The 19,870-nt window shown below is 64.4% G+C and carries 20 protein-coding genes; 1 reads left to right on the top strand and 19 read right to left on the bottom strand.

Annotated elements, in window-relative coordinates; genetic code table 11:
• From XF30_RS26525 to XF30_RS26590, 14 genes are all read right to left on the bottom strand, one after another.
• The coding region (locus XF30_RS26525) for an FGGY family carbohydrate kinase (RefSeq protein ID WP_244609024.1) at positions 1-884 on the bottom strand (884 nt) is incomplete at its 3' end.
• Between the two features lie 34 nt (positions 885-918).
• The gene (locus XF30_RS26530; RefSeq protein ID WP_109144316.1) at positions 919-1,692 is read right to left on the bottom strand and encodes an SDR family NAD(P)-dependent oxidoreductase; all 774 of its coding nucleotides are present in this window, start codon (positions 1,690-1,692) and stop codon (positions 919-921) included.
• A 31-nt stretch (positions 1,693-1,723) separates the two neighbouring features.
• On the bottom strand, positions 1,724-2,731 hold the full coding sequence (locus tag XF30_RS26535; RefSeq protein WP_036005503.1) for an ABC transporter ATP-binding protein: 1,008 nt from the start codon (positions 2,729-2,731) through the stop codon (positions 1,724-1,726).
• A gap of 14 nt (positions 2,732-2,745) precedes the next feature.
• Positions 2,746-3,576, bottom strand: coding sequence for a carbohydrate ABC transporter permease (locus XF30_RS26540; protein ID WP_036005504.1), 831 nt, complete (start codon positions 3,574-3,576; stop codon positions 2,746-2,748).
• Between the two features lies 1 nt (position 3,577).
• Entirely contained in the window at positions 3,578-4,450 is an 873-nt protein-coding gene (locus tag XF30_RS26545; RefSeq protein WP_057030030.1) for a carbohydrate ABC transporter permease, read from the bottom strand.
• A gap of 84 nt (positions 4,451-4,534) precedes the next feature.
• The gene (locus XF30_RS26550) at positions 4,535-5,848 is read right to left on the bottom strand and encodes an ABC transporter substrate-binding protein (RefSeq protein WP_109144317.1); all 1,314 of its coding nucleotides are present in this window, start codon (positions 5,846-5,848) and stop codon (positions 4,535-4,537) included.
• A 216-nt stretch (positions 5,849-6,064) separates the two neighbouring features.
• On the bottom strand, positions 6,065-7,015 hold the full coding sequence (locus tag XF30_RS26555; RefSeq protein WP_057030032.1) for a sugar-binding transcriptional regulator: 951 nt from the start codon (positions 7,013-7,015) through the stop codon (positions 6,065-6,067).
• 6 nt (positions 7,016-7,021) lie between these two features.
• A complete protein-coding gene (locus XF30_RS26560) occupies positions 7,022-7,684 on the bottom strand; it encodes an HAD family hydrolase (protein WP_057030033.1) in 663 nt (220 codons plus the stop codon).
• A gap of 64 nt (positions 7,685-7,748) precedes the next feature.
• Complete coding sequence (locus XF30_RS26565; RefSeq protein WP_109144318.1) at positions 7,749-9,665, bottom strand: nitric oxide reductase activation protein NorD; 1,917 nt, start codon at positions 9,663-9,665, stop codon at positions 7,749-7,751.
• 10 nt (positions 9,666-9,675) lie between these two features.
• The gene (locus XF30_RS26570; protein WP_109144319.1) at positions 9,676-10,488 is read right to left on the bottom strand and encodes a CbbQ/NirQ/NorQ/GpvN family protein; all 813 of its coding nucleotides are present in this window, start codon (positions 10,486-10,488) and stop codon (positions 9,676-9,678) included.
• Between the two features lie 63 nt (positions 10,489-10,551).
• A complete protein-coding gene (locus XF30_RS26575) occupies positions 10,552-11,898 on the bottom strand; it encodes a cbb3-type cytochrome c oxidase subunit I (RefSeq protein WP_036023400.1) in 1,347 nt (448 codons plus the stop codon).
• A gap of 41 nt (positions 11,899-11,939) precedes the next feature.
• On the bottom strand, positions 11,940-12,392 hold the full coding sequence (locus XF30_RS26580; protein WP_036005521.1) for a c-type cytochrome: 453 nt from the start codon (positions 12,390-12,392) through the stop codon (positions 11,940-11,942).
• 95 nt (positions 12,393-12,487) lie between these two features.
• On the bottom strand, positions 12,488-12,748 hold the full coding sequence (locus tag XF30_RS26585; RefSeq protein ID WP_109145859.1) for a cytochrome C oxidase subunit IV family protein: 261 nt from the start codon (positions 12,746-12,748) through the stop codon (positions 12,488-12,490).
• Between the two features lie 2 nt (positions 12,749-12,750).
• A complete protein-coding gene (locus tag XF30_RS26590) occupies positions 12,751-13,326 on the bottom strand; it encodes a cytochrome c oxidase subunit 3 family protein (protein ID WP_036005523.1) in 576 nt (191 codons plus the stop codon).
• 170 nt (positions 13,327-13,496) lie between these two features.
• Here XF30_RS26590 and XF30_RS38680 point away from each other — a divergent pair, with 170 nt between their 5' ends.
• Positions 13,497-13,664, top strand: a complete 168-nt coding sequence (locus XF30_RS38680) for a hypothetical protein (protein ID WP_085974376.1) — start codon at positions 13,497-13,499, stop codon at positions 13,662-13,664.
• A gap of 99 nt (positions 13,665-13,763) precedes the next feature.
• On the opposite strand, the gene mmsB is transcribed toward XF30_RS38680, so the two are convergent.
• The 5 genes from mmsB to XF30_RS26620 form a co-directional block, all read right to left on the bottom strand.
• Positions 13,764-14,954 carry a multiple monosaccharide ABC transporter permease gene (mmsB, locus tag XF30_RS26600; protein ID WP_036005525.1) on the bottom strand — a complete coding sequence of 397 codons (1,191 nt, stop codon included), beginning with the start codon at positions 14,952-14,954 and terminating at the stop codon, positions 13,764-13,766.
• The gene (gene mmsA, locus XF30_RS26605; protein WP_109144320.1) at positions 14,951-16,528 is read right to left on the bottom strand and encodes a multiple monosaccharide ABC transporter ATP-binding protein; all 1,578 of its coding nucleotides are present in this window, start codon (positions 16,526-16,528) and stop codon (positions 14,951-14,953) included. Before mmsA ends, mmsB begins: the two co-directional genes overlap by 4 nt.
• Before the next feature lie 245 nt (positions 16,529-16,773).
• Complete coding sequence (gene chvE / locus XF30_RS26610) at positions 16,774-17,844, bottom strand: multiple monosaccharide ABC transporter substrate-binding protein (RefSeq protein ID WP_036005529.1); 1,071 nt, start codon at positions 17,842-17,844, stop codon at positions 16,774-16,776.
• 71 nt (positions 17,845-17,915) lie between these two features.
• Positions 17,916-18,794 (bottom strand): SMP-30/gluconolactonase/LRE family protein, encoded by an 879-nt coding sequence (locus XF30_RS26615; RefSeq protein ID WP_192893453.1) that lies wholly within the window; start codon positions 18,792-18,794, stop codon positions 17,916-17,918.
• On the bottom strand, positions 18,794-19,870 hold the full coding sequence (locus XF30_RS26620) for an aldose epimerase family protein (RefSeq protein WP_109144322.1): 1,077 nt from the start codon (positions 19,868-19,870) through the stop codon (positions 18,794-18,796). The genes XF30_RS26615 and XF30_RS26620 overlap by 1 nt, the downstream gene beginning before the upstream one ends.

Consider the following 19,870-nt stretch of genomic DNA (forward strand, 5'->3'; position numbering starts at 1 on the left):
GTCGTCGCCATGATGCAGGCCGACGTTCCCATGATGTAGGCGAGACGATCGCCGACATCGCTCGGGCCGGCTGCCCCGTCACGGCCGCCAATCGCACCGATACCGCCGGCATGGGCATCGATCAGGGAGGCGCCGACCGGGGTGCCCGGAGGAAGGCCGAGCTCGACTGCTGCTGCCGGCGTGAGCCCGACGCCGAGGCGCGTACCGGGCGCAACGATTTCGGTGCCGATGCGCGCGTATTTTTCGGCGACGAAGTCGGACAGGCCGATGCGCTTGAAGAACGGCGCGCTCCAGCCGCCGCCGTCATGGGCGAGATAGTTCCACTTGCAGGTGACGGTGCAGGTCGAGCGCTGCAGCGCGCCGGTCGCCCGCCAGGTCAGATAATCGGCCAGGTCGAAGAAGTGACCGGCGGCATCGAAACTCGCGCGCAGATTCCGCTTCAGCCATAGCAGCTTCGGCATCTCCATCTCCGGCGAGATCGAGCCGCCGACATAGCGCAGCACGGCATCCTCGGTCTCGTTGATCAGCCGCGCTTCGGCCGTGGCGCGATGGTCCATCCAGACGATGACGTTGCGCTGCGCCTCGCCGGAGGTGCTGACGGTGAGCGGCTCGCCTTGCGGATCGAGCACCACGAGGGAACAGGTGGCGTCGAAACCGATGCCGCCGATGCTGCCCGGCGTAATCGCTGCTTCCGACATCGCCGCGCGCACCGATTTGGCGCAGGCCTGCCAGATGTCCTCCGACGACTGCTCGACGATGTCGCCGGCCTCGTGCCAGATCCTGATCGGATGCCGGGCCGTCGCGAGCAGCGTGCCGGCCTCGTCAAACACCCCTGCCCGCGTGCTCGTGGTCCCCACGTCGACGCCGATATACGCTCGCGGCATGGTCTCTCCCGGTCCGTCCGTTTTGACGGTGAGCCTACCAGCAAGTGTAGCCGCCATCCACCAGCACGATGCTGCCAGTCATCAGGCTCGCGGCCTCGGACGAGAGGAACAGCACGACGGAGGCGATCTCCTCGACCTGCCCCATGCGCGCCATCGGAGTTCCACCGATCCAGGCGTCATACATTTTCGGATTGCTCTTCACGAAGGCGTTGAGCGGCGTCTCGATATAGGTCGGCGCCACCGCGTTGACGCGGATGCCGCGCGCGCCCCATTCGGCGGCCAGCGACTTGGTCAGATGGTGCACGGCGGCCTTGGAGGCGTTGTAGAAGCACTGCTCCTGCGGTTTGTTGACGATGAAGCCGCTCATCGAGCCGACATTGACGATGGCGCCGCTTCCAGCCTTCAACATGTGCTTGCCGAACTCGCGGCAGCACCAGAAGGTGCCGTTGAGATTGACGTCGATGACGTTGAGCCAGTGCTCGTCGGTAACGGTCTCGGCCGGCGTCTCGCTCCGCGCGATGCCGGCATTGTTGACGAGGATGTCGACCTTGCCATGGCGGGCGACGAGATCATTTGCCATCTCCGCCACGCGTGTGGTGTTGGTGACGTCCATGATTGCGGTCTCGATGTCGTAGCCCTTCGCCCTCAGGCTGGCTTTGGCGCCGTCGGCGACCTTGCCGTCGCGGTCGCCGATGATGACCTTCGCGCCGGCCTCGGCCAGTGCCTCCGCGCAGGCGAGGCCGATGCCCTGGCCGCCGCCGGTGATGAACGCGGTCTTGCCGCTCAGCCTGAATTTTTCCAGATACATGGTCGTCTTTCCGTCTTCTTGCCGTTTCTTGTCAGCCCCGAAGAGCGTTGCCGCTCTCGTCGAAGCGGTGAATGCGCGCAGGGTCCGGCATCAGCGATACTCGGTCGCCGGCATGCAGGCTCAATTCGCCGATGTAGCGCGCCGTCAGCATGCCGAGCGCACCGGCGTCGACGTAGAGGAAGGTGTCACTGCCGAGATGCTCGGCCACCGCAATGGTGCCCTGCCAGCCGCCACCGCCGTCGCGCTCGATCTTCAGATGCTCCGGCCGGACGCCGATCGTCGCTGCCCCCTTCTGCAAAGCGGGCTCGCCGGTGACGAAATTCATCTTGGGCGAGCCGATGAAGCCGGCGACGAAGAGATTGGCGGGTCGCTCGTAAAGTTCCAGCGGCGAGCCATATTGCTCGATCTTGCCGCCGTTGAGCACGACGATCTTGTCGGCCATGGTCATGGCCTCGACCTGGTCGTGGGTGACGTAGATCGCGGTGGTGCCGAGCTGCTTCTGAAGTCGCGTCACCTCGATGCGCATCTGCACGCGCAGCGCGGCGTCGAGGTTGGAGAGCGGCTCGTCGAACAGGAATGCCTTGGGCTCGCGGACGATGGCGCGGCCGATCGCGACGCGCTGGCGCTGGCCGCCGGAGAGCTCGCGCGGCTTGCGGTCGAGGTAGGGCGTGAGATTCAGCGTCGCGGCGGCCGCCTCGACCTTGCGGTTGATCTCGTCCTTCGGCAAGCCCGCCATCTTGAGGCCGAAGCCGATATTGCCACGCACGCTCATATGCGGATAGAGCGCGTAGGACTGGAACACCATCGACAGCCCGCGCTTGGCGGGCGGCGTATCGACGACGTTCTTGCCGTCGATCAGGATCTTGCCGCCGCTGACGTCCTCGAGCCCCGCGATCAGCCGCAGCAGCGTGGTCTTGCCGCAGCCGGAGGGACCGACGAACACCACGAAGGAGCCATCGGCGATCTCGAGGTCGGCGCCCTTGATGATGTGCACGGGGCCGAAGGATTTCTGCACGCCCTGAAGTGTGATCTGACCCATGATCCGGCAGCCCCCTATTTCACCGCGCCAAAGGTGAGCCCGCGCACGAGCTGCTTCTGGCTGAACCAACCCAGGACGAGAATGGGCGCGATCGCCAGCGTCGACGCCGCCGACAGTTTTGCCCAGAACAGCCCTTCGGGGCTCGAATAGGAGGCGATGAACGTGGTGAGCGGCGCAGCGCTCGAGGTGGACAGGTTCAGCGTCCAGAACGCCTCGTTCCAGGCCAGGATCAGATTGAGCAGCAGCGTGGACGCCAGTCCCGGGATCGCCATCGGCGTCAGCACATACACGAGCTCGCGGCCGATCGTGGCGCCGTCCATGCGCGCGGCCTCTAAGATGTCGCGTGGGATCTCCTTGAAATATGTGAAGAGCATCCAGATGACGATCGGCAGATTCCCGAGGCAGAGGATGAAGACGAGGCCGATGCGGGAATCGAGCAGCCCGAGGCTCTTGTAGATCAGGTAGATCGGCACCAACACGCCGACCGGCGGCATCATCTTGGTCGAGAGCATCCAGAGCAGGATGTCCTTGGTGCGCTTGGTTGGCGAGAACGCCATCGACCAGGCCGCCGGAATGGCGATCAGCAGCGCAATGAGCGTCGAGCCGCCGGCGATGATGATCGAGTTCATCGCGTGGTGCAGATAATCGCTGCGTTCCTGCACGGTGGCGTAGTTTTCCGTGGTCCAGTGGAAGAACAGGAAGGATGGCGGGATTGCGAAGGCCTCGAGCTCGGTCTTGAAGCTCGCCAGCCCCATCCACAGGATGGGAAAGAAGATCAGGAAGCCGAACAGCCAGGCCGCCGCCGTCGATATCATCACCCGCCGCGTCGTCGCCATCCGTGCCATGTCAGGCCTCCAGGTTGCGGCCGACGATGCGGACCAAGAAGAAGGCGACGATGTTGGCGATGACCACCGCGACGAGCCCGCCCGCCGAGGCGCTGCCGACGTCGAACTGGATCAGCGCCTGCGAATAGATCAGGAAGGCGATGTTGGTGGTTTGCAGGCCCGGCCCGCCGCCGGTGGTGACGAAGATCTCGGCGAACACCGTCAGCAGGAAAATGGTCTCGATCAGGATCACCACCGTGATGGGACGCGCGAGGTGCGGCAGCGTGATGTAGATGAAGGTCGAAACGGCGCTGGCGCCGTCCATCTCGGCGGCTTCCTTCTGCTCCTCGTCGAGCGATTGCAGCGCGGTGAGCAGGATCAGGGTCGCGAACGGCAGCCATTGCCAGGTCACGATCAAAATCACCGCAAACAGCGGCACGTCGTTGAACCAATCGATCGGCGTCAGGCCGAACAGCGAGGCGAGCCAGGCGAACAATCCCGACACCGGATGCATCAACAGGTTCTTCCAGACCAGCGCGCTCACCGTCGGCATCACGAAGAACGGGGCGATCACCATCAACCGCACGATATTGCGGCCGATCACGGGTTGGTCCATCAGCAGCGCCAGGGGAATGCCGAGCAGGATGGTCAGCGCCAGCACCGAGCCGACCAGCACCAGCGTGTTCTGAAGCGAGGCGAGGAAGGCAGGATCGGTGAGGAAGTAGCGGAAGTTTTCAAGGCCGACGAACGATTCCGAGCCGGGATCGAGCAGGCTGTAATGCAGCGTCGAGAAGTAGATCGTCAGCGCCAGCGGGACGATCATCCAGATGAACAGCAGTCCGACGGCCGGGGTCAGGAGCGACCGCGCAAGAAGCTGCGTCTGCCGGGTTGCCATTCTTGGCGCTCCGCTCGGAGGAAGAAGGGCGGCCATCCAGCAAGGATGGATGGCCGCAAGTTTGAGCTCAGGGAGAGCCCGGGTTCACTTGATGTAGCCGGCGCGCTTCATCTCGCGCTCGGTAGCGGACTGCGCAGCCGTGAGCGCCGCATCGACCGTCATCGATCCCGCAAGCGCCGCCGAGAACTGCTGGCCCACCTGCGTGCCGATGCCCTGGAATTCAGGGATGGCGGCGTATTGCACGCCGACGTAGGGAACGGGCTTCACCGTCGGCTTGTTGGGATCGGCGGCGTCGATCGAGGCCAGCGTCAGTTTCGCAAACGGCGCGACCTTCAGGTACTCATCGTTCTGGTAGAGCGAGGTACGCGTGCCCGGCGGCACGTTGGCCCAGCCCTCCTTCGAGGCCACCAGCTTGGTGTAGTCCTTGCTGGTGGCCCAGGCGATGAACTTCTCGGCGGCTTCCGTCTTCTTGGAGCCGGCAGGGATTGCGAGATTCGAGGCCCACAGCCAGTTGGCGTTCTTGCCGAGCCCGGTGTTGGGCGCGAGCGCGAAGCCGACCTTGTCGGCGACCTTAGACTCCTTAGGGTTGGTGACGAAGGACGCCGCGACTGTGGCGTCGATCCACATCGCGCATTTGCCGGCGTTGAACAGCGCCAGATTCTCGTTGAAGCCGTTGGAGCTGGCGCCGGGAGGCCCGGCTTCCTTCATCAGGTTGACGTAGGTCGTGAGTGTCGTCTTCCATTCCGGCGTGTTGAACTGCGGCTGCCACTTTTCGTCGAACCAGCGCGCGCCATAGGAATTGGCCATCGCCGAGAGGAACGCCATGTTCTCGCCCCAGCCTGCCTTGCCGCGCAGGCAGATGCCGTAGGTGCCGGCGCTCTTGTCGGTCAGCTTCTTGGCCGCATCGATCACGAAATCCCAGCTCGGCTTTTCCGGCATCTTCAGGCCGGCCTTCTCGAACAGATCGGTGCGGTACATCACCATCGAACTCTCGCCGTAGAACGGCGCGGCGTAGAGCTTGCCGTCGGCGGAGACCGCGTCCTTGATCTTGGGCAGGAGGTCGGCGACGTCGTAGTCGGCGCCGAGGTTGGCGAGCGGTACCAGCCAGCCCTTCTTGGCCCAGATCGGCACCTCGTACGTGCCGATGGTGAGGACGTCGAACTGGCCACCCTTGGTGGCGATATCGGTGGTGACGCGCTGGCGCAGCACGTTCTCCTCCAGCGTCACCCATTTCACGGTGATGTCAGGGTTCTTCTTGGTGAACTCACCCGTCAGCCCCTGCATGCGGATCATGTCGCCATTGTTGACGGTGGCGATCGTCAGGGTCGTTTCGGCCGTCGCCGGGACGGCCAGCAGCAGGCAAGACGCGCCGCAGACGGCGCCCAGGACATGTTTCACGGTGACCTCCCCTCAATTCGCGTTTTGGGCATATGCCCACGCGTTGGGCGTATGTTCAGCGCAAGGGCGGCACGTTGTCAAGCAGGCGCGTGGGCATTCCAGCAACTTGTGAGTGCTGCGGTGCGGGAAGGATGGGGAGGTTTTGCTTCACCCACGGCTGCCGTCCTCCGCGAACGCGAAGCATCCAGTGTGGTAGGCACGCGAAGCGTGAGCGCTTTACCGCTCCAGAATCGCTCTTGCCGTCGCCTCGTCCGTGATCAATCCGTTGATCAGCCCGCCGCTCAGCGCGGCTGCAATCGCCGCCACCTTGGCTGCGCCCACCGCCGCACCGATGGTCGTGGTCTTCGCCGGCACTTCCGGCGGAATGCTGGTGAGGCGCTTGTTGGTGCCGGCCTTGAGCAGGCGGCCCTTGGCGTCATAGGCCCAGCCGGTGATCTCGCCGATGGCGCCCAGCCGCATCATCTCGAACAATTCGTCGCGGGTGACGAAGCCGTCGACGTGCACCTGCGCCTTCTGATCCATCTGGCCAATGCCGACGAGGCGCAAGTCAGCCCTTGCCGCGACCGCCTTCACCTTCGCGATCGGCTCGATGCGCACCATCCTGTTGCGCTCGTCCTCCGACGACATCAGGAACGGCAGCGGCATCGGATAGTGCCGCGCGCCGGTGCGGTCGGCGAGCCGGCCGACGGTGTCGTAGAAGCTCGCCGAGCCGTCGGCGGAGATGTTGCCGACCAGCGAGACGATCTGGTGATTGGGCCGCTCGATCGGCGTGACGCGCTCGACGGCGGCACGCACCGCCCGGCCCGTGCCGAGCGCGACGATCACGGGCGTCTCCGAACGCAGCGTGGAATCGAGCAAATTGGCGCAGCGCTCGGCGATTCCAGCCACCGCCTGCGGCGCGGCCGGATCGGCCGGCACCACCTCGCAATGAACGAGGTCGAACCGTTGCTTCAAGCGCGCCGCCAGCTCCATGCAGGCTGCGATGGGGTGCTCGAGCCGGAAGGTGATGAGCCGCTCGGCGAGGCACAACGAGACCAGCCGCTGCGCCGAAGCCCGCGACACCTGAAGCATCTTTGCGATCTCGTCCTGTGTGTGACCGGCAATGAAATAGAGCCAGCCGGCGCGCGCGGCGTCGTCGAGTCTCGACTTGTCGTTCTCGGCGGCCATGCGCGCTCACACCTCCCAGAGATCGCTCATATGTGTAAAGACCCGATCGGCCCCGGCGGCCGATAATATAGCCCGGCCATCGCGGCTGCGATAATGGCCGCCGCCGACAAATCCCCAGACGGTCATGCCGGCCGCCTTACCCGCCTGCACGCCGCTGACGCTATCCTCGATCACCAGCGTGCGCGATGGCGGCGTGCGCATGCTCTCGGCCGCATGAAGAAAGAGATCAGGCGCCGGCTTGCCGTGCCTGACCATCTGCGCGGTGTAGATCCGATCGCCGAAATATGCCCGAAGACCGGTGACGTCGAGCGAGAGCGAGACGCGGTCGAGATCGCTCGACGAGGCCACGCAGAACGGCACGGTCAGTCCGGAGATCGCCGCCTCCACCCCGGGAATCGGCGCGAGCGAGGCGGCAAAATTCTCCAGCACACGCGACTTCAGTCGGGGCGGGAAGGCGTCCGTCAGCGAGTGCCCGAGATCGCGATAATGCTGCTCGACGGCCTTGGTGCTGCGTCCGAGAAACAGCTCGAGCGCCTGCTCCTCGCTGAGCACGAGACCGAATTCCGCCAGGACCTCGGACAGGCAGCGGCAGCTCAAGAGCTCGCTGTCGACGAGCACGCCGTCGCAGTCGAAGATGATCAGATCGGGATTTGGCCGGCTCTGGTCCATCCGGACATTCGATCATATACCCAAGCCGTGAGCAATAGCCCAACGTCGAGTTGCATGAACCGCCTCAGTGGGCCACCTGCCGGTAGATCGCCGGCAGTGCCGCGGGCAGTCGCTTGATGTTGCCGACGATCGCATAGCCGCTGCGCCCGAACAGGGCCGGAAAATAGGATTGCGCCGCCGCGTCGATCGTTACGCCGAACACCGTGATCCCGAGCCGGCGCGCTTCCTGCACGGACTTTCTGGTGTCTTCGACCGCAAAGCGCCCTTCATAGTGGTCGACGTCGTTCGGTTTGCCGTCGGTGAGGACGAGCAGCAGCTTCTTGCGCTGCGGCTGGCGTGCAAGCTCGGCGACGGCATGCCGTACCGCCGCACCGATCCGCGTGTAATAGCCGGGCTTGAGCGCGCCAATGCAGCGCTCGACCACGTCACTCATCGGCTCGCCGAACGCCTTAACCGTCTCGAGCCGCACCCAGGAGCGCCGGCGCGAGGTGAAGGTCAGGATGCCGTGATGATCGCCGCAGGCGGATAGGCCGTGGGCAAGCACGAGCAGCGCCTCCTTCTCGACGTCGAGCACGCGGTAGCCATTGGCCCAGGCGTCCGTGGAGAGCGAGACGTCGACCAGCAGCGTGACAGCGAGATCGTGACCTTGCGGGCGCATCGCCACGTGGACGCGATCAAGACCGCTGCTGCTGCCGGCGCGGAGATCGCACCGCGCACGCACCAGCGCGTCTAGATCCAGATCATGCCCGTCGGCCTGAGCCCGCATCAACTCATGGCGCGGCCGCAGGACCTCGAAGCGGCGGCGCACCTGGCGGATGTGCCGGCGCATGGTCTCGTCGGGCGTCCAGCTTTCCCCATTCTCGGGGGCGGCAGATGCGAGTACGCGGCAATGATCCGGCAAATAGGAGCCGCTGCGATAATCCCACTCCGGATAGGTCAGGTCCGCAGTCAAGCGCGAGGCATCGAGGGCCTCCGGCGGGAGGTCGAGATCAAACTTGAACCGGCCCGCCGGCTTGCCGCTGCGGCGGCTGAGCGTTATCTCCTCGAGATCGTCCGCCGCCTTCTGCGCATCCTCCTCCTCACTGTCATCGGTGGGGCGGTCGACATTGACCATCTCGGCCATCGCGAGAATTTTCTCGAAGCGGTTGAGTACGAAGGGATCGCGGCGATTGGCGCCGTCCTCGCGCTCGCGCACGGCAAAGTGCTTGCGATTGTCCTCGCTCGCGGCCTCCGCACCATCGACGCATTCATCCACGCCCGCATGCGCAGGCGACAGCTCGCGGGTCCAGCAATCGCCCCACAGCGGGCACGGAAGCATCGAGCGATAGCCAGGCGGCGCCTTGACCAGCAGCGGCTCCGTTCCCATCATCGCGGGCCACAGCTTGCCCGCAGGCGCCTTTCCGGTTCCGAGTAGCCCCAGCACGATCTGCTCGACCTCCTGCTCGATGCGCGGCAAGGGGCGACGCGGCCTGGCTTCGGCAGTTGCTGCGGCGAGTTGCGCATAGTCGTCGACGAGGCCGGGAAATTGCGTGAGCACGAAGACCGCCGTCTCGCTGGCCCGGCGCAACACCAGAAGATCCCGTCGCAGCGGATCGGATTCGGTGATGGTTTCGATCGGCGCGGCTGCGAACCATGCCGCGAGCCAGCGATAGAGCGCTGCATTCAGCGCGTTGTCGGGAAAGATCGCGATGCTTTCAGGGAGGAAGATGGAGGTGGCATCGCGGCCCGGCTGCTCCAGGCGCTCGTCACCGAGACCGATGCGTTGCCGCCAGCCGAGCCGATGCCCGGACTTGCGCGCGCCGGCACCGGCGATCTGCACACCCGCCTCACCGCCCAGCGCGCGGAACATCACCGCGAGCCTGTTTCTCATTTCCGCAAGCGAGACCGCATGCTCGGCATGAACCGGATAGCTGGCGGTGCCACCGACCATGCGGTGCCAGGCGCGGCCGACGGTCTCTTCCAGTTCGAGGAAATCGAGCATCGGAGCCGCCTCAGCCGATCACGGCACGCGCGACGTCCAGCAGCGCCGCCTTGACATCGGCATCGTCGGTCAGCGGCTCGATCATGCCAGCGAGCACGGCATCGGCCGTCGGCATGCCGGCCGCAATCAGGGTCGCGCAATAGACGACGAGCCGGGTCGAGACACCCTCCTCCAGGTCGTGGCCCTTCAGCGCGCGCAGCCGGCCAGCCAGCCCGACCAGCGGCCGCACGCGCTCCGGCGATAGTCCGCTCTCGGCGGCGACCACCGCAATCTCCTGCTCCGGCGGCAGGAAGCCGAACTCGATCGCGACAAAGCGCTGCCGCGTCGACGGCTTGAGCGCCTTGAGCAGCGTCTGATAGCCTGGATTGTAGGAGACGACGAGCATGAAGCTGTTCGGCGCGGCAAGCTGCTCGCCGGTACGCTCCAGAGGCAGGATGCGGCGATCGTCGGTCAGGGGATGCAGCACCACCGTTACGTCCTTGCGCGCCTCCACGACCTCGTCGAGATAGCAGATGCCGCCCTCGCGCACCGCCCGCGTCAACGGGCCGTCGCTCCACACGGTATCGCCGCCCCTGAGCAGATAGCGGCCGGTGAGATCGGCCGCGGTGAGATCGTCGTGGCAGGCGACGGTGTGCAGCGGCAATCCCAGCCGCGCCGCCATATGCGTGACGAAGCGCGTCTTGCCGCAGCCGGTCGGCCCCTTCAGCAGCACCGGCAGCTGATTGCGCCAAGCGTGCTCGAACAGCGCGCATTCGTTGCCACTGGCAGTATAGGCGGGCGGCTGAGGTTCGGGCTTCGCCACGGCGAGAAGTGCTGCATTCATGGTCTTTCTCCGGAATTCACATAGTGACGGCGGCCGCAGCGAGCCACGGCCGCCTTTGCGCGCTCACTCGGCCGGCTGCAACGCGCCGGGGATGACCGGCTGACGGGCGCGACCGGGCACAAGCACGGCCCACACGAACATCAGCGCGGAGATCGCGACGAACACGCCGGACCCCAGCCGGACCCAGTAAAACATCGCGAGCTGGTCCTGCACGTCCATGTAGCCCTGGCCGAGCACGCGCTGGAGATGGACCTGGACCACGCCGGCGAAGGTCAGCGCGAAGGTCATCACCATCATGGCGGTGCACATGATCCAGAAGCTCGCCATGGAGAGCCATTGATTGTAGGGCGCACGCCCTCTGATCTGTGGGATTGCATAGGCCATCACGGACAGGTTCAGCATCACATAGGCGCCGAAGAAGGCGAGATGGCCGTGCGCGGCGGTAACCTGGGTGCCGTGGGTGTAGTAGTTGACCGAGGACAGGGTGTGCAGGAAACCCCAGACACCGGCGCCGAGGAACGCCATGACCGAGCAGCCGACCGACCACAACAATGCAGCGCGGTTCGGGTGCTTGCGGCCGGCCTTCCAGGTCATTTGCACCGTGAAGATCACCATGGTGAAGAACGGCGCGACCTCGAGCGTGGAGAACAGCGAGCCGATCCACTGCCAGTAACCGGGCGCGCCGATCCAGTAGAAATGATGGCCGGTGCCGAGGATGCCGGAGAACAGCGCCAGCCCGATGATGACGTAGAGCCACTTCTCGACCACTTCGCGGTCGATGCCGTTGAGCTTGATCATGAGATAAGCGAGCACGGAGGCCATGATCAGCTCCCAGACGCCCTCGACCCAGAGATGAACAACATACCACCAGTACATCTTGTCGACCGCGAGATTTACCGGGTTGTAAAAGGCGAACAGGAAGAAGATCGCAACGCCCCACAGCCCGAATAGCAGGATGTTGGTGATCGTGGTCTTACGGCCCTTCAGCGCCGTCATGGTGACGTTGAACAGGAACATCAGGCAGACGACGACGATGCCGACCTTGATGATGAAGGGCTGTTCGAGGAATTCGCGGCCCTCGTGGTATTGGAAGAGATAACCGACCACAGCCACACCCGCAGCACCGAAAAACATCCAGAACTGGATCTTGGCCAGAAGCGGGCTGTAGAGCTCTGTCTCGGTTTCCTCGGGCAGCAGGAAGTAGGTCGCGCCCATGAAGCCGATCAACGACCACACGATCAGCGCGTTGGTGTGGATCATCCTGACGACGTTGAACGGCAGCAGGGTCGACAGCGTGTTGGGCAGGACGTAGATCGTTCCAGCGACGAGGCCGAATAGGACCTGCGCCACGAACAGGGTCAGCGCGCCGTAGAAATACAGCATCGCGACTTTCTGGGTCTGATATTTCATCTCAGGCTCTCTGTCTTGAGGGATTTCAGGAAGCGATGCGCTCAGCCCGCCTTGTTCGGCGGCCACTCTTGGCGCTTGATCTTGCTGGTCCATTGCAGGAAGTCGGCGAGATCATCGAGCTCCTGGTCGGTGAGGTTGAATTGAGGCATCTGCCGGCGGCCCGGTGCGCCCGAAGGCTGCGACTGCATCCAGGCCTTCAATGTCTCGCGCGCGGCGGCCGGATCCTCGTTGCCACCCCAGCGATCCCAGACATTGCCGACTTCAGGCGCAAAGTAGGCGCCCTCGCCCAGCAGGGTATGACAGTTGATACAAGAATTCTTCTCCCAGACGTGCTTGCCGCGGGCAACCGAAGACGTCAGCGTGGCTGCGTCGGTCGATGTCGTGGCCATGTAGTAATGGCTGTGCGCCGTTAGCCCTATGAAGATGGCGAAGAAAAAGGCCGAGCCGCCGTAGAAGACGTTTCGAGCGGCCGACTTGGTCAGGCGTTCAGCCATTGCCAATCCTTTCCGGTTGATTCCTGCGAAATCGCGATAGTGTGATTTATTGCCGCTTTGCCCAGCCCGTTCTTTGTCAGGGCGCAATGAGCGCGTCAGATCAGGGCGACGAGCGCCGAGGCGAGCCAGGCAAGCAGCAGCACGATGAGGATCCAGCTCGCGACGAGACCGCGCCAGAGTGCGGGGACGGCGCGAAGATCCATGAAGTCGAGCGCGATGCGATGCCCCTTGAGCGCGGCGAAGGCAAGCAGCAGAGCGTTGCCGAGCAGCGCCCGTGGTATTAGCGGCGGCAGCAGGACGGTCGCAAGCGCAAGGCCGATCAAGGCGATCCAGGTGACGTCGACACGATCTGGCATCGTCATTTCACCAGATACAGGATCGGGAACATCACGATCCAGACCAGATCGACCATGTGCCAGAAGGCCGTTCCCGTCTCGACGCCTGATATCCCGGCACGGCGGCAGACCACGGCGAGAATGATGATGCCGAGGCCAACGTGCAGGAGATGAAAGCCGGTCAGCAGGAAGTAGAGCGTGAAGAAGGGATTGGTCTCAAGCCCGACCCCGCGCCCGGTTTCTTCGGCGTACTCTGCGAGCTTGATCGCGATGAAAAGGCAGCCGAGCGCCATGGCGCCGAGAAGCCAGTATCGTGTCGTTGCCCGTTGTCCATTCCGCACGGCCTTGGTCGCCCGGGCCGCCGCCCAGCCGCTGGTCACCAGCACGACGGTGTTGAGGCCGGCGAGATGCGAATCGAGCGTGGCCTGCCCGGCCGCGAACACCGCGGGGTGAATCGCGCGGGCGACAGAGAAGGCGCCGAGGAGCAGGCCGAAGGCGACGAGTTCGCTGAAGATCAGCACCCAGATCATGGGATCGCCGGGGAGATCCTGCAGGATTCCCCAGCCTGTTTCCTGCTGTTCGCACTCGGCCGTCGACATCGTCTTTCTGGATCAGGACGCCGGTCAGACTTAGCTCGACCACCCGGTTCCGAATTTGTTGCCGGACAAACTGGAGGACTGCAGGGCTCCTGTTTGCGCCGACACAACGTTCAGCCAGCCGTTTCGCGGTACGAACCGGCTCAGAGCTTCACGGAGCGCCGGACGATCCCATGAGCGATGCACAGATCGGGCTGATGACCGCAACACCCATCATCATTGCCTTCGCCATCGCGCTCAGGCGCATGGGCGTGCTGTCGACGGTGGGAACCGTATCGGCGGTGGGGCTCTCGATCGGGATCGCGACCGTGCTGTTCACGACGCAATCACCGCTGCCGTAGTGCTTTGACCGCAGCCCGGATGCAGCGCAGCGCAATCCGGGAAATCTCACCAAGCGCAGAGACCCGGATTACGCTGCGCCGCATCCGGGCTACGAAGCGCTACCGCCGCTGATTGTACACGTCGATGCACACCGCGCCCAGCAGCACCAGGCCCTTGATGACCTGCTGATAGTCGATGCCGATGCCGAGGATGGACATGCCGTTGTTCATCACGCCCATGATCATGGCGCCGACCACGGCACCGCCGACCCGTCCAACGCCGCCATAGGCCGAGGCGCCGCCGATGAAACAGGCGGCGATGACGTCGAGCTCGAAGCCGAGGCCGGCCTTCGGGGTCGCCGTGTTGAGCCGCGCGGCGAAGACGAGGCCGGCGAGCGCGGCGAGCACGCCCATGTTGACGAAGGTGAGGAAGGTCAGCCGCTCGGTCTTGATGCCAGACAGGCTCGCCGCCTTGGCGTTGCCGCCGACGGCGTAGATCTGCCGGCCGATCACGGTGCGGCGGGTGACGAAGCCGTAGAGCGCGATCAGCGCAGTCATGATCACCAGCACGTTGGGCAGGCCGCGATGCGAGGCGATCAGATAGGTGAAATACAGCACGGCGCAGGCGAGCAAGATGCTCTTGCCGAGGAAGAACGCATAGGGTTCGACCTCGATGCCGTGCGACTGCTCGCGCGACCTTCCCTTGGCGCTGGCATAGACGAGCCCGAGCGCGAGAACGGCGCCGATCAGCATCGAGGTCGGATGCAGCGTGCCGGCCTCGGGCAGCAGTTCCGGAATGAAACCCGAGGACAGCTTCTGGAAGGTCGCCGGGAACGGCCCGAGCGACTGGCCCTGCAACACCGCGAGCGCCAGGCCCTTGAACACCAGCATGCCCGCCAACGTCACGATGAAGGAGGGGATCTTGAAATAGGCCACCCAATAGCCCTGCGCCGCACCGATCGCGCCACCGAGCGCGAGGCAAGCGATGAAGGCGAGCGTATAATCGACCTTGTAGGTCACCATCAGCAAGGCCGCCACGGCGCCGATGAAGCCCGCGACCGAGCCGACCGAAAGGTCGATATGGCCGGTGACGATGACCAGCAGCATGCCCAGCGCCATGATGACGATATAGCTGTTCTGCAGCACCAAGTTGGTGAGGTTGAGCGGCTGCAGCAGCGTGCCGCCGGTCACGACCTGGAAGAACAGCATGATCGCAACCAGCGACATCAACATACCGTAATTGCGCAAATTGTTCTTGATGAAGCTGCCGTGCCGGCGCTCCTCGGGCAGCGAAACCGTCTTGTCGGTCATGGCTGCGATCCTCCCATCTCCGCGGCCGCGGGCGCGGCGTTCCCAATGCTTCGTTCGTTGCGCATGATGGCGCGCATGATCTTTTCCTGTGTCGCCTCTGAGCCCTTGAACTCGCCGACGAAGGCGCCGTCGTTCATGACACAGATGCGGTCGCAGATGCCGAGCAGCTCGGGCATCTCCGAGGAGATCACCACGACGCCGCGGCCGGCTTCCGCAAGCTCGTTGATGATACAGTAAATCTCATATTTGGCACCGACGTCGATACCTCTGGTCGGCTCGTCCAGAATCAGGACCTTGGGGTCGGTCATCAGCCATTTCGACAGCACGACCTTTTGCTGGTTGCCGCCGGAGAGCTGGCCGGTCTCCTGGTAGACGTCGGAGCAGCGGATGCGCATGCGGTTGCGGTAGTCGCTGGCGACCTTGAGCTCGGCGATGTCGTCGATCACCCTGCCAGGTGCAACCTGGTCGAGGCTCGCCAGCGTGATGTTCTTGCGGACATCGTCGGCGAGGATCAGGCCGAGTTGCTTGCGGTCCTCGGTGACGTAGGCAAGGCCGGCGTCGATCGCGGCGGCGACGCTCGGCAGCGCGATCTCACGGGCTTCGAGCCGGATAGTGCCGCTGATATTGGTGCCCCAGGAGCGGCCGAACAGGCTCATGGCGAACTCGGTGCGCCCTGCCCCCATAAGCCCGGCAATGCCCACGACCTCGCCGCGCTTGACACCGAAACTGACGTTCTTGATCACCTGCCGCTCGGGATGGATGGGGTGATAGACCGACCAGTTCTCGACGTCGAGCACGGGCTCGCCGATCTTCACGTTGCGCTCCGGGAAGCGGTGCGCCATGTCGCGGTTGACCATGCTGCGGATGATGCGATCTTCCTGGATCTGCTCGGCGTGGCAGTCGATGCTGTCCACCGTGCGGCCGTCGCGCAGCACGGTGATGTGGTCGGCGACCTTGGCAACCTCGTTCAGCTTGTGCGAGATCAGGATCGAGCCGATGCCCTGCTCGCGGAACGTCATCAGCCGTTCGAGCAGCGCGGCGCTGTCGGCCTCGTTGAGACTCGCGGTCGGCTCGTCCAGGATCAGCATCCGCACCCGCTTGGACAGCGCCTTCGCGATCTCGACGAGCTGCTGCTTGCCGACGCCGAGATCGGTGATCAGCGTATCCGGCGATTCCTTCAGGCCGACCTGCGCCAGCAGCTCGCGCGTGCGCCGGTAGACCTCGTCGCGGTCGATCACCCCCAACTTCGACGGCGGATGCGACAGGAAGATGTTCTCCGCAATCGACATCAGCGGGATCAGCGCCAGCTCCTGATGGATGATGATGATGCCCAGCGCCTCGGAATCATTGATGTCGCGGAAGCGGCGCTCCTCGCCCTCGAAGACGATGGTGCCCTCGTAGCTGCCGTGCGGATAGACCCCGCTCAGCACCTTCATCAGCGTCGACTTGCCGGCGCCGTTCTCGCCGACGAGCGCATGGATCTGCCCGGCGCGAACCGAGAAGTTGACGTCGCGCAATGCCTGCACGCCGGCAAAGCTCTTGCTGACGTTGCGCATCTCCAGCATGGCGGTCATGGCTTTGGTGTCCCTTGCGTTACTTCGTCTCTCCCCGCGTGCGGGGAGAGGTTGACTGATATCGCTGCATCCACATCGTCATTGCGAGCGCAGCGAAGCAATCCAGACAATTTCCGCGGTGGCAGACTGGATTGCTTCGCTGCGCTCGCAATGACGGAGTGCATACCAACCACTGCCCGTATGGAAAGAGGCCCCTCACCCTAACCCTCTCCCCGCAAGCGGGGAGAGGGGAAAAAGAGAGAGTCTTACTGGAACTGCGACTTCTTGTAGTAGCCGCTGTCGACCAGGGTCTTCTCCCAATTGTCCTTGTAGACCACAACCGGCTTCAGCAGATAGGACGGCACGGTCTTGACACCGTTCTCGTAGGTCTTGGTGTCGTTGACGGTGACCTGCTTGCCGGCGAGCGCGGCGTCGACCATGTCGGCGGTCACCTTGGCGAGGTCGCGGGTGTCCTTGAAGATGGTCGAGTACTGGTCGCCGCGCAGCATCGCCTTGATCGAGGGCACCTCGGCATCCTGGCCCGAGATGATGGGCATCGGCTGGCCGGCACTCCCGTAGCCGACGCCCTTCAGCGAGGAGATGATGCCGATCGAGAGGCCGTCATAGGGCGACAGCACGGCGTTGACCTTCTTGTTGCCGTAGTAGGCGCTGAGCAGGTTGTCCATGCGGGCCTGCGCAGTGGCGCCGTCCCAGCGCAGGGTCGCGACCTTATCCATGCCCATCTGGCCGGACACGACCACGAGCTTGCCGCTGTCGATATACGGCTTCAGCACGCTCATGGCGCCGTTGTAGAAGAAGTAGGCATTGTTGTCGTCGGGCGAGCCGCCGAACAGCTCGATGTTGAAGGGGCCCTTGCCGTCCTTCAGGCCGAGACCTTGCACGATCGACTCCGCCTGGAGCACGCCGACCTGGAAGTTGTCGAAGGTCGCGTAATAGTCGACGTTCGGCGTGCCGCGGATCAGGCGGTCATAGGCGATCACGGTGATGCCTTTTGCTTTCGCCTGCTTGAGCACGTCGGACAAGGTGGTACCGTCGATCGCGGCGATCACCAGCGCCTTGGCGCCCTTGGTCACCATGTTCTCGACCTGGGAGAGCTGGTTCGGGATGTCGTCCTCGGCATATTGCAGGTCGGTGTTGTAGCCGCGCTCCTTCAGCACCTTGACCATGTTGTTGCCGTCGTCGATCCAGCGCGCCGAGGACTTCGTCGGCATGGCGATGCCGACCGTCGCCTTCTGGGCGAAGGCAGCGACGCCTGTGGCCATCGTGGCGGCACTGGCCAACGCCAGCGCGAGAAATGTTGTCTTCAGTTTCAGCATGTTTCACTCCCTTTGGGTGTCAGACTTTCTTCGTGGTGTCGAGAACGACGGTCGTGTACGGCTTGGGCCTCCTATGCGAGCTTGACGTCGGGTTCCGCGCGTCCGCGCGCGGTTGCTTCGAGCAGAAAGGTGCAGCCGGCTTGCGGATCGGCAGCGCGTGCCGCCGTGTCCATATCCTGCCAGGCCAACGTGACGAGCAGGCGCGACAGGTCGGGGCCGACGAAGGCGGGGCAGCTCGCCTGCTTCGCCGGCACGCTAAGCGAACGCAGGCGCTCGCCTTGCGGCGAGTAGACGTCGATCCGGCTCGCGCCCCAGCACGCATTCCAGATCTGCCCGTCGGCGTCGCATACCGAACCGTCGAGACCGCCGATGCCGCTGTGGCGCAACAGCACCTCCGGCTCGCCGCGCGGCAGGCCGGTCGCGGGGTTGAGCGGCACGGCATAGAGCACCGCACGCGGCGTGTCGGTGAAGTAGCCGGTGGCGCCGTCGGGCGAGAAGCAGATCGAATTGGGAATGCTGATGCCGGGAAACAGCGTCGAGATCTTGCCGCGATGAAGGGCGTAGATCGCGCCCGCCTTCGGCTCGGCTTTCTTGCCCATGGTGCCGATCCAGAACGTACCGGATTGATGCACGCGGCAATCGTTTGAGCGCGTCGCCGGATTGTCCGCTTCGAGGAGACAGAACAGCGTCATCGCACCATCAGCGAGCTTGCGGATATAGAGGCCGTCCTCGGCGACGATCAGCTGCCGCTCGGCGTCGATGCGCCCCAGCGCGCTCGCCATCCGCCCGAGCGCGTGGCTGCGGACAGTGCCGCTGCCGAGTTGCGCCTCGAACAGCTTGCCTTCGCGGATGTCGAACCACCAGGCCGTATTCGTGGTCACGTCATAGGTCGGACCTTCGCCGAGATGGCAAGGATGGTTCGAGAGGACAGCCGTCGGCACCTGCTCCATCATGGCGACCTCACTGAGAAGCGATAGACCGTGTGATGGCGATAGACCTCGCCGGAATCGAGGCGCGGGCTCGGAAAGTCCGGCCGGTTCGGAGCGTCGGGCCAGATGTGCGGCTCCAGGCAGATGGCGTCCGATTGCCGGATCAGCTTGCCGCCCTTGCCCGACATCGTACCGTCGAGATAATTGCCCGAATAGACCTGAAGTCCGGGCTGATCGGTGAACAGCTCCATGATGCGCCCGGAGCGCGGCGCCTCCAGCCGCGCCGCGAGCGCAAGCTTGCCGTCGCGCCCGAGGCAGTAGGTGTGGTCGTAGCCCCTGCCGTTGCGCAATTGCGGGTCACCTTCGCGGATGCGCTCACCCATCGGCCACGGTTTGCGGAAATCGAACGGCGTGCCGGCCACGCTGCGCGGCGGCTCCGGCAGCGGAATGGCGGTGGGATCGATGGCGAGGAACTGCTCGGCGGCGACCATCAGGCGGTGGTCGAGAATGGACGTCTCTGACGTCGCACCCTCGAGATTGAAGAAGCTGTGGTTGGTCAAATTGACGACGGTCGGCCGGTCGGTCCGCGCTTCCATCAGCAGCGACAGCTCGGTCGGCCCGGTGATGCGATAGGTCACGCGAACGTCGAGCCTACCGGGATAACTCTCCTCGCCATGCGGGCTGACATAGGTGAGCGTCACCGCGGGCTCGGCGCCTTCGTCGATCTCCGCGATCTCCCAGAGCTTGCGATCAAAACCCTCGAGCCCGCCGTGCAACGCATTCGGACCGTTGTTGACCGCTAGCTGCACCGTCTCGCCTTGAAGCGAAAACTGTCCCTTGGCGATGCGGTTGGCATAGCGGCCGACGGTGGCGCCCAGAAACTTCCGTTCGGCGAGATAGCCGGCGAAGGCATCATGGCCAAGCACGACGTCGTCATATCCGCCGTTGGCATCCGGCGCGATCAACGCCTGCAGCACCGCGCCGTAGCTGATGATGCGCGCCTCGAAGCCGCCCTCCCCGCGCAGCACGACGCGCTCGACCTCGTGGCCGTCGGGCAGCGTCCCGAACACGTCTCTTGTGATTGTTGACGCGGCCAT

This window comes from Bradyrhizobium sp. SUTN9-2 (assembly GCF_003122645.1).
Classification (GTDB): domain Bacteria; phylum Pseudomonadota; class Alphaproteobacteria; order Rhizobiales; family Xanthobacteraceae; genus Bradyrhizobium; species Bradyrhizobium yuanmingense.